The sequence below is a fragment of the Halomonas sp. IOP_6 genome, from assembly GCF_021151565.1.
In the GTDB taxonomy this organism is placed as follows: Bacteria; Pseudomonadota; Gammaproteobacteria; order Pseudomonadales; family Halomonadaceae; genus Vreelandella; species Vreelandella alkaliphila.
On sequence record NZ_JAIRBO010000003.1, the window covers coordinates 148,549 to 167,263 of the forward strand.

An 18,715-nucleotide genomic window follows, 5' to 3' on the forward strand; every position below is an offset into this window, starting at 1 on the left:
AAAAAAACATCATAATTGTCGTTTAGCTCTAATATGCACTCAGATTAGGAGTTTCTATGGTGGCCAACACCGAACTCGTCGGCAACGCACTCGCTGATTTGATCTCACCGCTAGTAACGGGGGATGGGCTAAGCGTGTCCCGGTTGCCCAGAGTGGGGCTACTTTGCCTTGGGCGGCGTCAAGAACGAACCCCGTTGATGTACGAACCTAGTCTTATCATCATCGCCCAAGGCCGCAAAATAGGCTATTTAGGCGATCGTGAGATTCATTACAATCCTGGCCACTATCTTGTACAAACCCTGCCGCTACCCTTTGAGTGTGAAACTCACGGCTCGCCGGAGGCACCTTTGCTAGGTATATCGGTGAAGCTAGACCCAGCGTTACTGAGTGAGATGGTCACCGCTATGGGCGATATGAGCCATTCACACCTGGCTCCTAAGCCGATGGCGTCAGTGGCGATGAATGACGGCATGCAAGCCGCGGTGTTGCGCTTGGCAAATGCATTACACGACGAAGTCGAGTGCATTGCCATGGGCGAAGCTAGGATACGAGAGGTGGTGTTTGAAGCGTTAAAAGGCGAGCAAGGCCGCGCCTTACGCGCACTGGTTAAAGGCCACGGTCACTATTCACGTATTGTGCAGGTACTATCGCAGTTGCATGCCCATTTTGCTGAGGACTTTACTGTCGACCAGTTAGCCCAGCAGGCCAATATGAGCATATCGACGTTTCACCAGCACTTTAAGCAGATTACACGTTCGTCACCCGCACAGTATTTAAAAAGACTGCGCCTACTTAAGGCGCAGCAACTGTTGTTGCAAGATAGCCACAATGTGAACCAAGCGGCACAAGCGGTCGGTTATCGCAGCGTGCCTCAATTTAGCAGAGACTATAAGCGCTACTTTGGCGCATCACCGCTGCAGCATAGGCGCCAGGAACAGGCCCTACGTGCTTAACCATACCCACTACCTCCTCCACCTCGCTTGGATATTTTTCAGGACAGGTTTACTTGGCAAAAATTTGGCCCTGATCTTTAAACGCTTTAAATTCCAAGGCATTACCACAGGGGTCGAGTAAGAACATAGTGGCTTGCTCCCCTACTTCGCCTTTAAAGCGAACGTATGGCTCAATCACGAAATCGGTATTCCGCGCTTTTAAGCGCTCGGCTAAGGCTTCCCACTCATCCCATTCTAAAATCACGCCAAAGTGCGGCACCGGTACATTATGGCCATCGACCGGGTTAGTGTGCGCACTCTGCTGGCCGGGTGTTTTCGGATGTTCGTGAATCACCAACTGATGACCGAAAAAGTTAAAGTCGACCCAGTGATCGCTAGAGCGCCCTTCTTCCAGGCCAAAAACGTCGTTATAGAATGCTCTGGCTAGGGCGACATCGTAAACAGGGATGGCGAGATGAAAAGGGGAAAGACTCATGGTTATCTCCTGTTGCAGCGCTTTCGTTCGTTGCGTTATTTGCAATGGTCAGCCGCATTACACGGCCACTGTGTAGCCATCCTAGATCGCGCTATGTGAAAATAAAATCAATTGTTTTTTGACCCATTCACAAATATTTTTTATGAGTTTTCTTATGACAGTTCTTATGACAGAAACAACGAATGATACGAGAACTTAAAACGCTAGTAGCCGTGGCACAGCACGGTACTTTTGCGGCGGCAGGCCTCCAGGTTGGCCTCACCCAAGCCGCGGTAAGTGCTCAAATGAAGCGTCTGGAAGAGGCCCTGGGCATTGCGCTATTTGAACGCAGCGGTCGAACTGCGGTGCTTACCCAGCGGGGCGAAGAGACGTTACTTCAGGCCCAAACACTACTAGGGTTATATGCCACGCTAGGCGCTTCACCGTCAGGCCAAGGGCTTGGCAGCCGTGTCATTATTGGTGCTATTGCCTCTATTCAGCGTACTGTATTGCCAGACATTGTAGCGCGCTTTCATCAGCAATTTTCTGGGTGTCGCACCCGTATCGTGCCAGGTCTTTCCATGGACTTAATGAACCAGGTAGATGCGGGCGAGCTGGATATGGCTGTTATTATTCGGCCGCCTTTTTCACTGCATAGCGATCTACGCTGGACGCCCATTGCCCACGAGCCGTTTCGCTTGCTTGTCCCGCAGGAGTTACCTGGTGATTGCTGGCGGGAGCTGCTAACCCACTCCCCTTTTGTTCGCTACGACCGCGCTTCTTTCGGTGGACGCCAAGTAGACCGCTTTTTAAGGGACAACCACTGCCAAGTTCGCGACCTGTGTGAGCTGGACGAGCTTGAAGCCATTGTGAAGCTGGTGGGTAACGCCGTGGGCGTTGCTTTAGTACCGCAGCCAATAGCGCTAAAACGCTGGCCCCAAACAGTTCGAGCCATCTCGTTAGAAGAGCATACGTTTCATCGAGATATTGGGTTAGTGCATCGCGCTGTTGGCCATCTAAGCGAACCTGCCCGTGCGTTTGCCCAGCTTCTAGCTGAATCATCACAGCAACTCTAAACTGCCAACGTGCAGCTGCCATTGATAAGGAGATATAGCCCATGAACCCCGAAGACCTTGAGAAGCTGGTAACGCGTACCATGCCCTTTGGCAAATACGAAGGCTGGCTTATTGCCGATTTGCCTGGTCCCTATTTGAACTGGTTTGCTCGGGAAGGGTTTCCAAAAGGAGAAATTGGTCAACTCCTGCATTTAATGCATGAAATTGACCACAATGGTTTGAGCGACTTGCTCAACCCGCTGCGCAAAAACTGAATTTTCTCAAAACTGATTTCTCCTCAAAACTGATTTCTTTTCAAAACTAAGAACGACACCATTCGTTAATGGCTTGCTCACGTTCGGCATAGTAAAACGCTTCTTGCTGGGATGGCGCTGCAGGAAAACGTCCTAATTCCACGGCAAGCCCAAAAAAGCCTGCCGCTGGAAGCCCTTTGCCACTCCGGCTAATCACAAGCGTTGCAATAAAAGGCTTTCCTGCGGCGGCGTCTTCTTTCATTAGCTGTTCAAGTGCCTGTGCGATACGTTGAATAGTCTTAGGTGGCGAAAGGCCTAGCGCATTCGCCGCTTGCTGATAGGTTATCGGTAAAGCACTGCTCGGGGTCGTCGCCAGTAACTCTCGCAAGGGTGGTGCTAATGCAGTCGCTAATGTCATGCTTGCTCTAATCTCTCAAATTGTAAAAGGCTCAAGTTGTAAAAACTCATGTCGTAAAAACTGACGTCCATTTGCGTTACAGCGAATACTTGCGTTACTGCTAACAGCAGCATAGTAGGGTGTCTTAGACAACTCGTCTAACGAAGACAGATGGTCTAGCGCAACCTATGCTAAGTAAGTCAACATCGTATTCAAAATGAGGGAAGATCTATGGCAAAGGAGCGCTCAGCACGTTCGCGTAGAGGAGGAGTTTGGCCAACGCTGCTGGCCTGGCTCAGTGTCATTGCACTGATAGCATCAGCCCTGCTAATGGCTGGAGCAGGGCCAGCCTATCGCTGGGAGTTGATTAGCCTGGGCGACGCCTTCAGCCTGATGCGCAATGGTGTCTATGCAGCAACCGCAGCCGTGGCAATCAGCATCTTGCTACTGCTCATCAGCGCCTTTACCCGCCGCATGGGCGCTGGCGTAGCGGCTATCTTCGTCATTGTTGCAACCGCTGCCTTATTATATTTGCCTTGGCAACAATGGCAGCGTGCACAGCAGGCACCGGCCATTCATGACATAACCACCGACACCCAAAACCCACCGGACTTTGTCGCGTTAAGAGACGCCCGAGAGGCGGCGCCTAATGCAGTTGATTACCCTGGAGAAGCCACCGCGCGTCAGCAACAAATGGCTTATCCTAATGTGCAGCCTTTACAAGTAACTGCGCCTAAAGCGACCGTTCTAGCAGCAGCTCAGGCAGAAGTAGAAGCGTCCGGCTGGCAGATCGCCGCGATAACAGAGAGTACTATCGAAGCGACCGCCACAACCCGCTGGTTTGGCTTTGAAGATGACGTCATCATTCGTCTTACTGAGCAACAAAACGACGTGCAGGTGGACATGCGCTCAGCCTCCCGGCTGGGAACCAGCGATGTCGGCACCAACGCACTGCGTATCGAAACCTTCCTGGATAATCTGGGTAAGCGACTAGAATAACGGTCTTATCTGATGCGGCTTGCAGCTATTGACCGCTTTAACGATAGAGAGCCAGTTTCAGTGCACTTCTTTCAACACATTTCTTTCAGTGCATTTGGTTAGTACGCGCGGCAGCTTCTCTGCTCAGAATTTGCTGCGCATCTAGCGAGCCAATCGCCACCTCTACATTTTTCGGAATATCACCGCTAAGCTGAAGCGCCTGGTAACGTAGCGCGCAGACACGCAAAAATGAGGTGAAATTGCCAAGATCGTGGCCAGCATCAATCGACTCATGATAAAGCCGCGTAATCAGTTGAGCCGTGTTCATCCCATCCCGTTGAGCCATCTCTTCCAGAAGGTGCCAGAAGTAGTTTTCCATGCGAACACTAGTCACCATGCCATCAATGCGCAGCGAGTGTGTGGCGCTGCGCCATAGCTCGGGGTCGGCATCAATAAACAGCTTGCACATCGTTATGCTCTCTCTGCTATCAAGCTCTACTATTAAGCTACTAGGCAAGATCTGCTATCGAGTAAATTCTGCTTTTTAGCATAGCGGCTAACAGACAACGCGCCCAACCGTATTGAGTTCGATACCGCTGGGCGCGAAAGGGGTAGCCTATCAGTACTACTTATCCAATAGCGCCATAAACTGGGCAAGCCATGCAGGGTGTGCGGGCCATGCGGGTGCAGTGACCAAGTTGCCATCCGTCACTGCATCGGTGACCTCCAAGTTTGCAAAGTGGCCACCGGCAAGTTCCACTTCTGGCTGGCAAGCCGGATAAGCGGAACACTGCTTGCCTTCTAACACTTTAGCGGCAGCCAGTAACTGGGCGCCATGACAGATAGCAGCGACCGGTTTCTGGGTTTCAAAGAAGTGTTTCACCATCGCCAGTACGTCTTGATTTAAACGCAGGTATTCCGGTGCACGGCCACCAGGAACCACCAAGGCGTCGTAGTCAGCGGGATTAACTTTGGCAAAATCAGCGTTCAGAGCAAAACGATGGCCGGGCTTTTCAGTGTACGTTTGGTCACCTTCAAAATCATGAATTGCCGTTGCCACGGTATCACCGGCTACTTTATCGGGACACACCGCGTCGACTTGATGGCCAACCGCCATTAGCGACTGGAAAGGCACCATCGTTTCGTAATCTTCAGTGAAATCACCGGTAATCATTAGAATTCGTTTGTTGCTCATCTTACTTCTCCTTGTCGTTATTGGTCGAGGCACAGAGCACACGAATGGTGTGTTAGATGAGAGTAGCAAGCGCGGCTACGCAGCGGGTAGTAAGCCACTACTACATCCACTCACGACACAGGCTTATTGCATCGGTTAGCTAGATTACGCAGGCCGCTCAAGCACAAAGCGGTCACTGATGCGTACATAATCACTGCCTGCCAAGCGCCCTACTGGCTTTAGCACGTCCATATTGATGTGCCGACCATCCCATATCGCGTCATCAATATGAATAGCGACAATCTCAGCAAGCACTAGCGTTCCCGCTAATGGCTGATCGCCGAAACGAATTAAGTCGCGCAGCTTGCAGCCAAATGCGACCGGGGCATCTGCAATACGTGGCACGCTGATTCCCGGCATTTCAGCCTTCTCTAGCCCCGCTAATAAGAACTCATCTTGTTCGGGAGGAACACTCGCGCTGGTCGTGTTGAGCGCTTCTATCAACGTTTCATTGCCTATATGCACGACGCACTCAGCTAGTTCGGTTAAATTGCGCAGCGTGTCTTTGGGCAGCCCACTGCCGTCGAGCAGCGGTGAAAAAGCCAGGATGGGGGGATTAACGCTGGCTACGTTAAAAAAGGAGAATGGTGCGAGGTTTGTGTTGCCGTTCTTATCTTGAGTTGACACCCATGCAATTGGCCTTGGACAGACACTGCCTGACAGCAAACGGTAGATAACACCAGCACTCAAAGGTTGTTCATCTAGTAAGTAATTCATGGGTATTCCTATGGGAGTGTTTATAAATACATGCCAACGCGACGCGCCTTAATCCTTCTCAAATCGGCTCCTCGGCGCTAAGTATGCTAGCCTTACGAGCCACACGCGACATAAAGGAACTGAATGCTCACTATCTCAAATAACGTGACGATAGCGGACTGGGAAATCGATATTAGTCAGATCAGAGCGCAAGGCTCGGGTGGCCAAAACGTCAATAAAGTCGCCTCTGCGGTGCATTTACGTTTCGATATTCAAAGCTCTACACTACCGCCGATTTATAAAGAGCGTTTAATGGCGCTGTCTGATCAGCGTATTAGTAAAGAGGGCGTGGTGATTATCAAAGCGCAAAGCTATCGCACCCTGGAATTGAACAAAGAGGACGCTCTTGCACGCTTAAAAGCACTGATTCAAAGTGCTGGCAAACAGCAGAAAACGCGGCGGCCAACTAAGCCCACCAAAGGCTCACAGCGACGCCGTGTGGACCACAAAACTCGTAAAGGCAAAACGAAGTCACTGCGTGGTAAAGTGCCACTCTCATAAGACGTGAACTGAATTTATGCTATGCACTGACCATAAGAAGTGAACAGAGTAAGTAATTCTCGCCTAGCGCCGTTTTCTCACCACTGCATTGAGCTTAGCCATCATGTCCAGCGACTCATCCACTACACTCTGCGCTGCTCGTCCGCTGTCGCCCTGCATTCAGGTATGCAACATTGATCCAGCCTCTTCATTGTGCCAAGGCTGCGGCCGGACGCTAGATGAAATTGCCTGCTGGGGAAGTATGACCGAGGCCGAGAAGACCCCGGTATGGGAGCGACTTGAGCAAACAGGCTATGTCGACGCATTACGCAGAGAAGAGCGCTAGCCCTCTGCTGTATGCCGGTCACTCAGAATGTGATGCAGTTCGCCACACGCCACCATTGGATCATCGCAGTTAATCACGATTTTTGATTCTGCCAATACATAGCTACGGCCAGTCGTGGTGTTCTCCACCACTTGATAAGCGCCTTCTTGATGCGTGCCGGTGAAGGTACCAATAAACCCCGTTTCACGTAGTGATACGGTTTCTAACTTATCACCGATTGTCAGCCGACCTTCATAATTCATCAGCGCCAACCGCGCTGAGGTGCCCGTGCCAGTGGTGCTACGACAAATAACACCAGGATGTACATACGTTGTTGAACGCGAGCGAATATAGCCTTCAGCTACTTTCTCTTCCGGCCCCATAAAATGTAAAAACGGCAATGGCCCTACATCTCCCAGGGTGTAGTGGGAAAAGCCGCGCTGCGCTTGGATCGCCTCAACAATTTTATAAGCACAAGCGGCAAGCGCCTGCTCCTCACTGCGTACTAGCTTGAAGCCTAACTCTTCAGCATCTACCAAGGCATAAAAGCCACCGCTGTAAGCGACTGAGTAAGTAATTGCTCCAAGTTCCGGAACTTGAATCGTGTCGCGATAGGTGTCGATATAGCTTGGCAGGCCTTCACAGGTAACATACTCTACTACCCCATTGCTCACCTTTGCTTCAATTTGCACCAAGCCTGCGGGTGCCTCCAGTTTAAAGCGTTGAATCCCCTCTTTCTTGGGGACAAGACCGCTTTCCAACACAGCAGTGGCTGTACACAGCGTGTTAGAACCCGAATAAATCGGGTAGCCCATGACTTCCATAATGATATAGCCCGCGACGGCGTCTGGATGCGAGGAAGGCACCAACAGATCTACCGACATCTCCGGAATACCATACGGCTCTTCTAGCAGCAGCCGCCGCAAGCCATCGGCATCATCACGCAGAAATTCCATTTGTTGGCGTACCGTGGCACCAGGAAGTACGTCGATACCCCCCGTCACAATTCGGCTAACATCACCACCGGCATGAGTATCCATCAGTTGAATCGTATGCAGATTCTTCATTAACATTGCTCCTAGGCGGTGGTGAGGGAAAACGGTGCACCATGGGTTTCCCACTGCGCATCAGGAACAATAACTATTTTTCCCAAGTAGTTACTGCCACGGTTTACAAAGTAGCGCTCAGCGTTATGTAGATCTGATAGTTTAAAGGCCGCATGCAGTACTGGTTTTAGCGCCGCACTACGAATCCACTCGATCAGTTGTTCAGCCTCTTCGCGAGTGCCATGGGAAACACCAAAAATCTGCACTTGGTACAAGTAGACGCGAGTCCACATAATCTCGCTGATATTGCCACCACTTGCACCTGCAATGGAAAGCCGCGGATAACTGCTACGGCCTTGCATATCAACAATCATGGTATCGATAAACAGATCGGTCATCTGGCCACCGACCAAGTCCATCACTGCATCAATCGGCTTACCATCGGTGGTCGCCAATACACGCTCAACAAATGTCGATAAATCACCCCGATCGATGACTACTTCTGCACCCAACGCCAGAAGCGCATCGGCTTTATCCGGCTGGCTGACAGCGTAAGGAATAGCGCCCACGATCCGACAAAGCTGAATTAACGCCGTTCCAACACCGCCACTGGCGCCTGTCACTAGCACACGTTCACCCGCGCTAATGTTGGCAGACGTCATCATGTGATAAGCCGTCTGATACGAGCACATCCCCATCGCAGCAAGCTCTGCATCGTGCAGTTCAGGGTTGGGAACATGATGAAACTGATCGGCTGGTACTACGACAAAGTCAGCATAGCCACCATCAGCCCCGTGGCCATAATAATCTGGCGTCAGATTGATATCGCGACGCTTATCAGCATAAATATTAAAATCGAGCAGGCCTCGTTCTCCAATACGAGCAGCATCCACGCCCTCGCCTACTGCCACCACGCGTCCAGCAATATCAGCCCCTTGAATACGAGGAAACGTCAGTGTGGGCGAGCCTCCCATCGCAAACGATGTGACCTCCTCTTTCCCTTTCGTAGGGTAAAGTCCTTCACGCGCTTTTCGGTCAGTATTATTTTTGGCCGTTGCCGTTACCTGAACCAGCACTTGCCCCGCCCCTGGTTTAGGGGTAATAACATCCTGCCGATACTGCAATTTATCTACATCACCATGGCCTGTTAACAACATGGCAGACATCGTTTTCGGTACTTGAGGTACAGCTTCGGCCATAAATTTCTCCCCTGTGAAACGTTGGATGAACCTAGCTGACAATAACAAACTTTTGCTATTACTAAAGAGTTAAAAACAAAAACGGCGTCAACGAATATAAGCCATTGACGCCGTTAATGTTTATTAATAATTTCTAGCTAAAAACAGGCACGCCAATAACTAATGTATGCAGATAAAGTGCGAATAAAACATACGCTATCAAGCCAATAACGACGGTGGCTATTGTTGCGGGAGCCGAGGTTGGCACTGGGTTAACGGGCTGCAGGCGATCACGCTTTTTGGCTGCCTTAAAGGCCAGAATAGCCCACACCAAAAATGCTGCGAAAAAGATGATATCGCCAAGTCGTCCATTAGCCAATAAGTGTGAAAATGCCCAAATTTTTACGGCCAACATCATCGGATGACCAAGCTTCGCTTTGATAGCATTACGCGGCACATAGGCTGCCACCAGCATAATAAAGGCAGGCACCATCAGTAGTGCTACCGCATGGCGTAAGCCCATGGGGGGAAACCAAACGTAGATAGGGTCTAGGCGCATTTGGCCAAAACCGTAAATAGCAATTGCCAGTCCAATCACTGACACTACGGAGTACGCTATCTTCCAGGTGTTTTCGCCGTGTTTAACAATCTGTCGCTGACGCCAGTCTTCAGCAAAGATACTCACAGAATGGCTGCCAAGAAAAATCAGCAGGCCAATAATCATGATCGTCATAAAAGTGGCTCTCAGGTTATTTGCAGGTCATTGGTCGACTGCGAGGATGCCACACTAGCGCTCAAATCACATGGCGAACTATCAACTTTTCGCCGATGGCGACCATCTGACCCAGTTTAAAACCAGCTCGGTTTAAAACCAGTTTTTGCGTTTAAATAGCCAGATTAAACTACCACCGATACCCAGCATGGCTCCCCAAACAAAAAAGTATCCATACTGATAGCGCAGCTCTGGCATATACTCAAAGTTCATGCCGTAAATACCGGCAATAAACGTCAGCGGCACAAATATGGCAGTAATCACCGTTAATACCCGCATGGTGATATTTAGCTGGTGAGAGGAAATCGAGATGTAACCATCAATGAGATCACCGCAAATGTCGTAATACATTTGTGTCAGTGTATATAGGCGCTCAAAGCGCTCCTCTACATCCGTGATGGCATGCAGCGTTTCACTTTCTCCGCGAGGCAGATGGGCATAGTCATAGGCAGTAAGCTCTTGGGTAATGCCTTTGTGGTAGCTAAAAACACGGCGCATCTTTACTAATCGTGAACGATAGGCGGTGATTTTCCGCATCAGCACATCGTTACCATCTTCCAAAAGCTCATCTTCTATATCGCTTAGCTCGCTCTCAAACTCCAGTAAGCTATCGATATAGAAGCCTGCCGAAGTGTACATAATTTTCAGTGCGACACGCTCGGGAGATAGCGCCAGCAGCGTTTTCCCGTGCTCATTAAAGAGTCGTTCAATACTAAGCGCCTCACCGGCGTGCAGCGTGATTAGAAAACGCTCGCCAATAAAGAGGCACACCTGCTGAGGCACAAAGTTTAGCTGAGCATCAAACGACGAAATACCTCGGTAAATAATCAGGGTATGGTGTTCAAACTCTTCAATTTTCGGCGGATGGCGCTCTTTGTGGGCATCTTGAATTGCCATTGGATGACAATCAAAACGCTCCAATAGCTGGCGTTCACGCTCCTCAGGCTCACCTTTCATGTCTATCCATAGGTGGCTGCCAGGCATCGCTTGCCAGTCATCGATTAGGCGTTCATCGCCTTCGCGCACATCGCCTTCTGACGTCGTTAGTAGGCTGCGAATCATGATCGTCCCTGTTAAGTTGGCTCACGGCTTAACGTTACGGCCTAACGCTTCGTCGATTAGGCAGATATGCCATTGTAACGCTGACGACAATAGACGCCAGCAACGCCCCTAGAAAAGGCCCCAACGTTGGGATACTGCCTGGAAAGGTAGCCGCCATGATGCCAGCTGCGATGCTTCCCTGGCTTAGCCATCCCGGCAGTATTGCCCCTACTAACCCAGCGATACCGCCACCAATCGCCGCAACTGGCGTCATACGTTGCCACAGGCCAAGCAGCACAGGCACCACGATGGCAGCGCAAAGCAAGTCGGCTATCAAGAAGAGCCGTAGAACTGACAATCCTTGCAGGGCAATAAATACCACCGGCACCATCATTGCGACCGTTATCCAACGTGCGGTCGTTAAAGATGTTGCATGTCGTTCACCGCCACGCCCTACTATCACCGACGCTATACCGTTTTGCAGCGTATCAACACTTGAGGTCACTAGCGTGACTGCCAACACCAATGCAGGTAACGCCACCCAGGCAGGCGCATCTGTTAACAGCGCAAAGAAAGGAATAGGTGGTTCTCCCAAAGCAACACCGCTCATGGCGGCCATGATGCCGACACCGCCGATCACCATCACAACCAGTACGGTCAGACCGCCGCCTAGCCAAGCGCCACGACCTAAGCTCTGGTCATCTTGGGCAGCCCATACACGCTGCCAATAGCCCTGGTGAAAAAGATTGGCGGCGGTCACCGCAATCACGAGCGTCAGGGCAACACTGAGCGCACTTGCAATAGGAATAGAGGGCATGACTGCATCATTCGGCATGGTTGGTAGCCGCCAAATCGCAACGCTACCTACGGCTAATAACAGGGCTAGTAAAAGCCATGCCTGCCAGCGATCCGTTGCGAGACTTGCGCGCAACCCACCAATCACCGTATACACCAAGGTAGTGAGCGCAACGCCAATAATCACTAGTGCAGGTGGTACATCGGAAAGTAGCGCGGTAATAGCACCTATCGCCGTCAGTTCCGCTGCTAAAAAACAGCCCATGTAGGCTACGGATACCAGTAGCACCCAATGACGCACCCCCTTGCCGTAACAGGCGTGGGCGAATTCGGCGATGCTTCTGCCTTCTGGCAATGCACGACGAATTTTTGGTCCGTACAACCCCAACACGATAAACGGCAGCGCAGAGCCAATGGCATAGCCTGCCAACGCTAAAGGACCAACAAAGGCACCAATTTCAGGCGGCGCAAACAGAATCCAGGCGCCCATTCCCGAGGCTAAAAAGGAGAATCCAAGTGTGGAAGCGGTTTGCGAGTTTCTTGCTGTGACATAGTCATCAAGCGACCCCTGCACATGACGTGCACGCAGGCCCAGAAAAGCAAAACAGAATAGCGCCGTACCAAGTACGGCTGACGTTAGGTAAGGCATGTCGCACTTCCTCCGCCGGTATGAACCGGATCAGGTTCCAGGGTCTGCGCAGTGCGCATTCTCAGCCCAACAGCTGCGGGCTCCCCTGGCGACAGTGAATGGAGACGCTATCCTCGGCGAAAGCGGCTCGTTAGTAAAGGCTGGGCGTTAGTAAAATTTATCCGCGAGTCACGCCTAGATGTGCGTCTTTATCCTACTAACGCGGTAGGCGTCCCATCAAATAAAACTCCTCATTGGGGGGCGTACCCGTCATGGTCACTAACCGATTCGACATGCCGAAAAAAGCAGCAATGGCGCCAATATCCCAACAGTCCTCTAGCGTAAAACCTACTTTCTCTAATGTTGTTTGCCACGCGGCAGAGAACTCCCCAACCTCAATCCCGCAGTGCAATGCAAAGTCCAGCATTACTCGATGGCGTTCGCTTAGCCCTGCCGCCAGATGATTGATAGCGACATTGTCAGCGACTAAAGGGTCTTTACTATAAATTCTCAATAGCGCGCCATGGGCAACAACACAATAGAGGCAACGATTGCGAGCACTGGTAGCCACAACAATCATCTCTTTCTCAGCTTTAGTCAGCGTGTCGGATTCACGCTCCATCAAAGCATCGTGATAAGCAAAAAAAGCGCGGAACTCCTCAGGGCGATGCGCTAGCATTAAGAATACATTGGGCACGAATCCCGCCTTGCTTTGCACTTTTAATATTGCATCGCGAATATCGTCAGGCAGTTCATCCAGCGTTTCTGGTACACGGAAACGGCTAAGTCGATTAGTCATCGTTACACCTCACTTCCTGATTGAGCTTTAAATTTTTGTTTTGATTAAACAATTATGTTTTTGGATAACGCGATTCGGTAACAAAACACTAAACAAAGTGACTTTCAATCGCGGCTAACGCTGTCCATACTCTCAACTATTCAATGACCTATAAGCCGTGCAGTAAATACATCAAACGGCAATTAACAGGGACACCAAAATGCATTATTCCGAAGCCAAAGAGCATACGCCTGGGCGCTTGCATACTCTTTTTGCCGACCCTTATTGCGCATTTAAAAACGACACCGATGAGCGTCAGCTTCATATCCGGGTAATGCTGCACACCCTTCTTGCCCTGCCTATGCATCACGCGCGTGCCACCCTCCGGGTTATCCATGGCTGGGAAAACGGCGGCTTCGAGCCAAGTGATCTAAAGCACAAGGACTTCCCGCTTGCCTCTTTAGATGATTTCCACCGAGTGGTTAACGAGGTCTCCTCGAACCCTCAAGAACACGAGACATCGTTAAGCGCTAGCACGTCGCTCATCTCAGCACCACTAGCTAGCGTATTCGCCAGCGCAGAAGCCGATGGCATCATCGTTTCTGACACGCTGCGCAGCACACCTGCCCGCTGGCCTGCTTTGAAAGGTGGTTTAGCCATTTATACGCTCTTCAAAATGTATCATCGCTTAGTTTATGGCGAAGATGATAACTACCGCTGCTCTCAGTGTGAAACGCCTGATGGCCTGCGTGAGCTGCATGAATTTCATCTCGAAGAAGGTGAATTTGCGCTGCTAGTTCCTCACATAGTTCCTCACAACGCAAAAACGCAAACTGCCACTCCCACCATTCTCGTTATGCACGCCAGTCAGCTTGGCCCTATCGGCCAACTCCTAAAAAGAAGTCTGCCGTTATTTCAGGATACTTAAGCCGAAACGTTAAAAGCCCCGCTTATCGCGGGGCTTTTTCATGGTGCAATTAACTCAACGAAATAGTGCTATTAATACCGCTAGATACATTTTCTGGCTCAAACCAGCGGGCAGTGACCGTTTTGGTCTGCGTCCAGAAGGTAATTGCCTGCTTGCCATTCGGCCCCAAGTCGCCAAGCTTGGAAGCTCGCGAACCCGTAAAACTGAAGTACGCGACGGGTACAGGGATCGGCACGTTGATACCAATCTGGCCTACGTCGATATCGGTTTCAAAGCGCCGTGCTACCCAGCCTGAGTTAGTAAAGATCGACGTACCGTTACCGTTAGGGTTAGCGTTGATAAACGCAATCGCGTCATCCAGCGTCTCCACACTGATCACGCATAGCACGGGGCCAAAAATTTCTTCCCGGTACACCGTCATATCAGCGGTCACATCGGCAAACAGAGTTGGGCCAACAAAGTTGCCGTTTGGATAGCCCTCTACCGTGCAATCACGGCCGTCCACCAGCAGCTTAGCACCCTCTTTCTCACCCGCTGAAATCAGGCGTTCAACGCGCTCTTTCGCTTGTGGTGAGACAAGCGGCCCTAGGTCTGCATCGCGCTGAGTGCCAGGGCCAACTTTCATGCTGCGCGCGCCTTCCTCAATATCTTTCAGCCACTCTCGCGCTTCACCGACTAGCACGACAACCGAGTTAGCCATGCAGCGCTGGCCAGCAGCACCAAACGCCGAGCCGAGTAGGCTATCAATCGCCTGACTGCGGTTGGCATCCGGCATAACAACGCAGTGGTTTTTAGCTCCCATCATCGACTGCATACGCTTTCCAGCGGCGGCGGCACGGTTGTAAAGCAAGGAGCCCACATGGGTCGAGCCAATAAACGAAAGCGCTTTAATATCCTGATGGTCGGCGATTTGGTTGGCAACATCAGGACCGCCGTGAACCACGTTTAGAACGCCGGCTGGAACGCCCGCCTCATGGGCAAGTTCAACCAGCCGCATGGTGGAACTGGGGTCTTGCTCAGACGGTTTCAGGACAAAGGTATTTCCCGTTGCGATGGCAAGCGGGAACATAAAACAGGGCAGCATAATCGGGAAGTTGAAGGCGGTAATACCTGCGCCAACGCCCAACGGCTGGTGCATAGTGTAAACATCGACTTCATTCGCGGCGTTTTCCGCCAGTTCACCCAACTGCAGCGACGTAATTGAACAAGCGTGCTCAACGACTTCTAAACCGCGCCCTACTTCACCTTCAGCGTCAGGCAGGGTTTTACCGTGCTCTTCGGTAATTAGCGCGGCTAATTCAGCAGTATTTTCGCGTATCAGTGCCTGAAGTTTCAGCATGATGCGCATGCGCTTGCCAAGCGGCACTTTACGCCACCCTTTAAAAGCTGTTTTAGCGCTGGCAATCGCACGTTCCACCTCTTCGGCGGTACAGAATGGTACGCGGGCAACCACTTCCTGAGTCGCAGGGTTGACCACATCACGCCAATCCTGGCTTTGTGACATGACTGGCTGGCCATCGATATACATAGGGATTTCACGAACGGACATGACTTCCTTCCTCAACGTTGTGTTTGTTATGAGACGCAAAGATGAACTCTAGGGTATATCAGCAAGTTGACGTAAACGTCAATTAGCCACTTGATAAAGAGTTAGCCAACTCGGCGCTGAGTAAGCAGCCAGGGACTGATGTTCCGCCATTAAAAGGCATCATAAACGCCGAGGAGAACATCAGTTTAGAGATTGGAATGGATGTGATGCCGATTAACGCTGGATAAGCCCGTTGGTTAACCACGGCAACCAGGCGAGAAGAACAAGGGTCACTAACGTTGCTAGCAAAAACGGCAGCAGCGAGCGAAATATTTTAAGCGGCGGCGCACCCGTCATTGAGGAAGCGATAAACAGCCCTGCCCCTACGGGAGGCGTTAACAACCCCATCACCAGGGTTAAACACACCACCACACCAAACTGATAGGGGCTAATAGCGAACTGGCTTTGGGCAATGGGCATTAAAATCGGCACCACTAAGATTAGCGCAGCAATGCCATCAATCACCATTCCCACTAACAGCAGTGCGCCAATCACCAGTAGCAAGAACACGAAGGGGTCGCTGGTCAACGCGGCAATCCATGCGGCGGCCATCTGCGGAAGCTGCTCATAAATCACCACCCAGCCAAACACACCAGCGGCGGCAATCAGCATGATGACCAACCCCGCATTAATCGCCGTGCGCGTTAGCACCTGGGGTAACTGACGTAAACGCAAATCACCGTACACAAAGCGACCCATGATTAAAGCCACTAGAGAGGCCAGCGCAGCCGACTCGGTTGGCGTGGCAACCCCCCATAGGATGCCACCAATAATGATCACAGGAATGAGCAGTGCTGGTAGCCCCCAAAGCAGGTCATGAAGTGCCTGAGAGCGAGTAGGCCACTGGCCTTTAGGGTATTGCTGAACCAAGCCTACCAAGGCAATCACTATAAAAAAGCTTGTTCCCAAGAGCAGCCCCGGCAGCAACCCCGCAATAAACATTTCTGCAATAGGCACTTGGGCCATGACGCCAAACAACACAAACAGCATGGACGGCGGAATAATCGGCGACAGTAGCCCACCCGCGGCGGTAATCGCCGCACTGTAGGGCTTATCGTAGCCCTCCTGCTCCATCGCTGGCACCATCGCCCGGGACATAATGGCAATTTGCGAGGCCGCCGAACCAATAATCGCCGCCATCATCATGTTGGCGACTAAATTGATATAGGCGAGACCACCGCGAAACCCTCCTACTAAAATGCGCGCTAGAGCAATTAAACGGCGAGTTAAACCGCCTTCATTCATTAATTCGCCCGCCAACATAAATAACGGAATCGCCAGCAATCCATAGCTTTCAATGGCGCTAAACAGCTGCTGTGGATACGAATCAAACAACACCGTATTGCCTGACATCTGGATATACCACATGGCAGTCAATGCCAGTACTAGCGCAATTGGCACAGCGCCGAGCAACAGCAGCAAAAAAACAGCAATCGTCATAAACGGACCGTCAATAGGGTAAGCAGGATTAGCGTAGCGTTTTGGCAGTGGGTGCTTGGGTCGGGGTTCGCCACTGTTTGAGTGACTGGATAAGATTTGTCCAGCCATGCAGGCTAAGGGAAAATGCAAACCACGGCACAATTAACCACGCCCAGAATTTTTTAATGCCAAGAGTGGAGGTGTTTTCAGCGTAAATAAAATTGAATGTTTGCCCTTGAAAAGCACGGGTATCAAACCCCGCTTGCACCAGTGCAAGGGGCTGATACCAACGCCAACAAAGCCACGCTAACAGCAGAGCAAATAACAGCACCATGGCATCTACCCAGATACCTATCAGTTTCCGGCCGGTTTGCGGTAGCAGATCACTCAGCAACGTGACCGCTATCCCCTGGCGGCGTTTAAACACCGTGGCGGCTATCAAAAAGGTCATCCAGATCATGGCATAAATTGCCAGCTCGCTAATCCAGTAAAGCGGACTACCTAGCGCGCGAAACGCAATATTGGTGAGAATCAGACAGGTAACCGCCGCTGCTAAAGCAGCGGCGGCAATCTCTTCACAGCGTGCAAGCCCTGATGAAAAACGTTGCAGCATATTACTCGTCACGTAACCGGTCAGCTTCGGCGCGTAACGTTTCTAACATAGGTGCCTTAGGCGCCCAGATGTTTTCCCACTGTGCAATGGCGTCAGAGAAAAACTCAGCATCCGCTTCAACGATGTTGATATCCAAAGCGCGAATTTCCTCTTCCTGAGCGGCATCCTTCTCTTCAAAACCCACCAGCACGTTCTCTAGATGCTCAGCCATCGCAGTATCAATCAGCTCACGATCTTCTTCAGAAAGATCGCGCCATACTCTCCCAGACACGACGCCCACCATAGGGAACATCATATGGTTAGAAATCAGCAGGTTTTCTGCCTGCTCGTAGAATTTCAAAATCAAAATAGAGTCGAAATCCATATCAATGGCATCGACCTGACCGTTAGCCAGCGCGTCATATACTTCTAATAGCGGCATGGGTGCAGGGGCAGCACCAGTAGCCGTATAGAAATCACGAATGGGCTCGAAAGGGGTAATACGTAAACGCTGCCCCTGCAGATCGTCGGCGCTTTCAATAGGGTCACGGCTGAGCACTTGACGCATGCCTACCATGCCGTAGCCAACGCCAATTAAGCCGACTTCTTGTGGCATTAATTCGAGTAGTTCCCCAGCCGCGTCAGAACGCAACAGCCGTGCCGCGTGATTAACGTCATCGACCAAGTAAGGTGCGTATAGTGCGCCAAAATCGGGAATACGGTTGGAAATTTCGGCAATCGTCAAGAAAGCCATATCTAACGCGCCGGTTTGCAGCTGCTGAACCATTTGCGCTTCATTGCCAAGCTGCTGAGCTGGAAAAACACTAACGCTATGCTCGCCATCAGAGCGCTCGTTAAGTGTTTGGGCAAAGGCTTCCGCCTCGGTAGACCATAGATGCTGTGCAGGCGTGATAAGGCCGAGACGAAAATCCCGCGCTTGAGCACTCATGGCTGAAACGGCGAGCGTGGCTGTTGCGCAGGCAAGCGTAAGCGTTTTGATGCGATTCATGCAAAGCCTCTTGTATCCAGCGGAAGCGCCTAGAACGCTTCGCGTGTTTTTTTAA

22 protein-coding genes and 1 riboswitch are annotated in these 18,715 nt (G+C 51.1%); of the genes, 7 read left to right on the forward strand and 15 right to left on the reverse strand.

The features are described from left to right. Positions 1-56: 56 nt before the first annotated feature. Positions 57-953, forward strand: a complete 897-nt coding sequence (locus K7H08_RS06875; RefSeq protein ID WP_038477221.1) for an AraC family transcriptional regulator — start codon at positions 57-59, stop codon at positions 951-953. Positions 954-1,002: 49 nt separating this feature from the next. Here K7H08_RS06875 and K7H08_RS06880 read toward each other — a convergent pair whose 3' ends face one another. Further along, positions 1,003-1,428 carry a VOC family protein gene (locus K7H08_RS06880; protein WP_095603891.1) on the reverse strand — a complete coding sequence of 142 codons (426 nt, stop codon included), beginning with the start codon at positions 1,426-1,428 and terminating at the stop codon, positions 1,003-1,005. Positions 1,429-1,610: 182 nt separating this feature from the next. Here K7H08_RS06880 and K7H08_RS06885 point away from each other — a divergent pair, with 182 nt between their 5' ends. Together K7H08_RS06885 and K7H08_RS06890 are read left to right on the forward strand one after the other, a co-directional pair. Next, positions 1,611-2,483, forward strand: a complete 873-nt coding sequence (locus K7H08_RS06885; RefSeq protein ID WP_120386547.1) for a LysR substrate-binding domain-containing protein — start codon at positions 1,611-1,613, stop codon at positions 2,481-2,483. Between the two features lie 41 nt (positions 2,484-2,524). Beyond that, positions 2,525-2,737, forward strand: a complete 213-nt coding sequence (locus K7H08_RS06890; protein WP_038477229.1) for a DUF3820 family protein — start codon at positions 2,525-2,527, stop codon at positions 2,735-2,737. A 46-nt stretch (positions 2,738-2,783) separates the two neighbouring features. Here the strand turns inward: K7H08_RS06890 and K7H08_RS06895 are convergent, their stop codons facing one another. After that, a complete protein-coding gene (locus K7H08_RS06895; RefSeq protein WP_231657537.1) occupies positions 2,784-3,134 on the reverse strand; it encodes a hypothetical protein in 351 nt (116 codons plus the stop codon). Between the two features lie 210 nt (positions 3,135-3,344). On the opposite strand from K7H08_RS06895, the gene K7H08_RS06900 reads away from it, so the two are divergent. Further along, positions 3,345-4,112, forward strand: coding sequence for a DUF1499 domain-containing protein (locus K7H08_RS06900; RefSeq protein ID WP_120386545.1), 768 nt, complete (start codon positions 3,345-3,347; stop codon positions 4,110-4,112). A gap of 85 nt (positions 4,113-4,197) precedes the next feature. On the opposite strand, the gene K7H08_RS06905 is transcribed toward K7H08_RS06900, so the two are convergent. The 3 genes from K7H08_RS06905 to K7H08_RS06915 form a co-directional block, all read right to left on the reverse strand. Next, a complete protein-coding gene (locus tag K7H08_RS06905; RefSeq protein WP_038477238.1) occupies positions 4,198-4,560 on the reverse strand; it encodes a ribbon-helix-helix domain-containing protein in 363 nt (120 codons plus the stop codon). Positions 4,561-4,716: 156 nt separating this feature from the next. After that, the gene (locus K7H08_RS06910; RefSeq protein WP_231657538.1) at positions 4,717-5,286 is read right to left on the reverse strand and encodes a DJ-1/PfpI family protein; all 570 of its coding nucleotides are present in this window, start codon (positions 5,284-5,286) and stop codon (positions 4,717-4,719) included. Between the two features lie 144 nt (positions 5,287-5,430). Next, positions 5,431-6,042 (reverse strand): flavin reductase family protein, encoded by a 612-nt coding sequence (locus K7H08_RS06915; protein WP_231657539.1) that lies wholly within the window; start codon positions 6,040-6,042, stop codon positions 5,431-5,433. Positions 6,043-6,165: 123 nt separating this feature from the next. Between K7H08_RS06915 and arfB the strand changes: the two genes are divergently transcribed. Both arfB and K7H08_RS06925 read left to right on the forward strand, forming a co-directional pair. After that, entirely contained in the window at positions 6,166-6,582 is a 417-nt protein-coding gene (gene arfB, locus K7H08_RS06920; protein ID WP_038477244.1) for an alternative ribosome rescue aminoacyl-tRNA hydrolase ArfB, read from the forward strand. A gap of 103 nt (positions 6,583-6,685) precedes the next feature. Next, complete coding sequence (locus K7H08_RS06925; protein WP_089039485.1) at positions 6,686-6,907, forward strand: DUF1289 domain-containing protein; 222 nt, start codon at positions 6,686-6,688, stop codon at positions 6,905-6,907. Here K7H08_RS06925 and K7H08_RS06930 read toward each other — a convergent pair. From K7H08_RS06930 to K7H08_RS06955, 6 genes are all read right to left on the reverse strand, one after another. Continuing rightward, positions 6,904-7,953, reverse strand: coding sequence for a proline racemase family protein (locus tag K7H08_RS06930; protein ID WP_120386542.1), 1,050 nt, complete (start codon positions 7,951-7,953; stop codon positions 6,904-6,906). The genes K7H08_RS06925 and K7H08_RS06930 overlap by 4 nt on opposite strands. A gap of 11 nt (positions 7,954-7,964) precedes the next feature. Beyond that, positions 7,965-9,131: an alcohol dehydrogenase catalytic domain-containing protein gene (locus tag K7H08_RS06935; RefSeq protein WP_231657540.1), complete on the reverse strand. Its 1,167-nt coding sequence runs from the start codon at positions 9,129-9,131 to the stop codon at positions 7,965-7,967. A 133-nt stretch (positions 9,132-9,264) separates the two neighbouring features. Then, positions 9,265-9,843 (reverse strand): NnrU family protein, encoded by a 579-nt coding sequence (locus K7H08_RS06940; RefSeq protein ID WP_231657541.1) that lies wholly within the window; start codon positions 9,841-9,843, stop codon positions 9,265-9,267. Positions 9,844-9,975: 132 nt separating this feature from the next. Next, positions 9,976-10,944, reverse strand: coding sequence for a magnesium/cobalt transporter CorA (corA, locus tag K7H08_RS06945; protein ID WP_038477255.1), 969 nt, complete (start codon positions 10,942-10,944; stop codon positions 9,976-9,978). A gap of 34 nt (positions 10,945-10,978) precedes the next feature. Continuing rightward, on the reverse strand, positions 10,979-12,367 hold the full coding sequence (locus K7H08_RS06950; protein WP_231657542.1) for a sodium:solute symporter: 1,389 nt from the start codon (positions 12,365-12,367) through the stop codon (positions 10,979-10,981). After that, a riboswitch (TPP riboswitch) is annotated at positions 12,357-12,464 on the reverse strand. (Overlaps the previous gene by 11 nt.) Before the next feature lie 99 nt (positions 12,465-12,563). Beyond that, positions 12,564-13,145 (reverse strand): peroxidase-related enzyme, encoded by a 582-nt coding sequence (locus K7H08_RS06955; protein WP_095603902.1) that lies wholly within the window; start codon positions 13,143-13,145, stop codon positions 12,564-12,566. A 199-nt stretch (positions 13,146-13,344) separates the two neighbouring features. Between K7H08_RS06955 and K7H08_RS06960 the strand changes: the two genes are divergently transcribed. Further along, a complete protein-coding gene (locus K7H08_RS06960) occupies positions 13,345-14,052 on the forward strand; it encodes a hypothetical protein (protein ID WP_231657543.1) in 708 nt (235 codons plus the stop codon). A 49-nt stretch (positions 14,053-14,101) separates the two neighbouring features. Here K7H08_RS06960 and K7H08_RS06965 read toward each other — a convergent pair whose 3' ends face one another. The 4 genes from K7H08_RS06965 to K7H08_RS06980 all read right to left on the reverse strand — a co-directional run bounded on the left by K7H08_RS06965 (position 14,102) and on the right by K7H08_RS06980 (position 18,660). Further along, a complete protein-coding gene (locus K7H08_RS06965; RefSeq protein ID WP_231657544.1) occupies positions 14,102-15,601 on the reverse strand; it encodes a CoA-acylating methylmalonate-semialdehyde dehydrogenase in 1,500 nt (499 codons plus the stop codon). 213 nt (positions 15,602-15,814) lie between these two features. Continuing rightward, positions 15,815-17,080 (reverse strand): TRAP transporter large permease, encoded by a 1,266-nt coding sequence (locus K7H08_RS06970; RefSeq protein WP_231657545.1) that lies wholly within the window; start codon positions 17,078-17,080, stop codon positions 15,815-15,817. A 28-nt stretch (positions 17,081-17,108) separates the two neighbouring features. Continuing rightward, complete coding sequence (locus tag K7H08_RS06975) at positions 17,109-17,672, reverse strand: TRAP transporter small permease (protein WP_120386537.1); 564 nt, start codon at positions 17,670-17,672, stop codon at positions 17,109-17,111. A gap of 1 nt (position 17,673) precedes the next feature. Further along, positions 17,674-18,660, reverse strand: coding sequence for a TRAP transporter substrate-binding protein (locus tag K7H08_RS06980; RefSeq protein ID WP_038477276.1), 987 nt, complete (start codon positions 18,658-18,660; stop codon positions 17,674-17,676). Positions 18,661-18,715 lie beyond the last annotated feature (55 nt).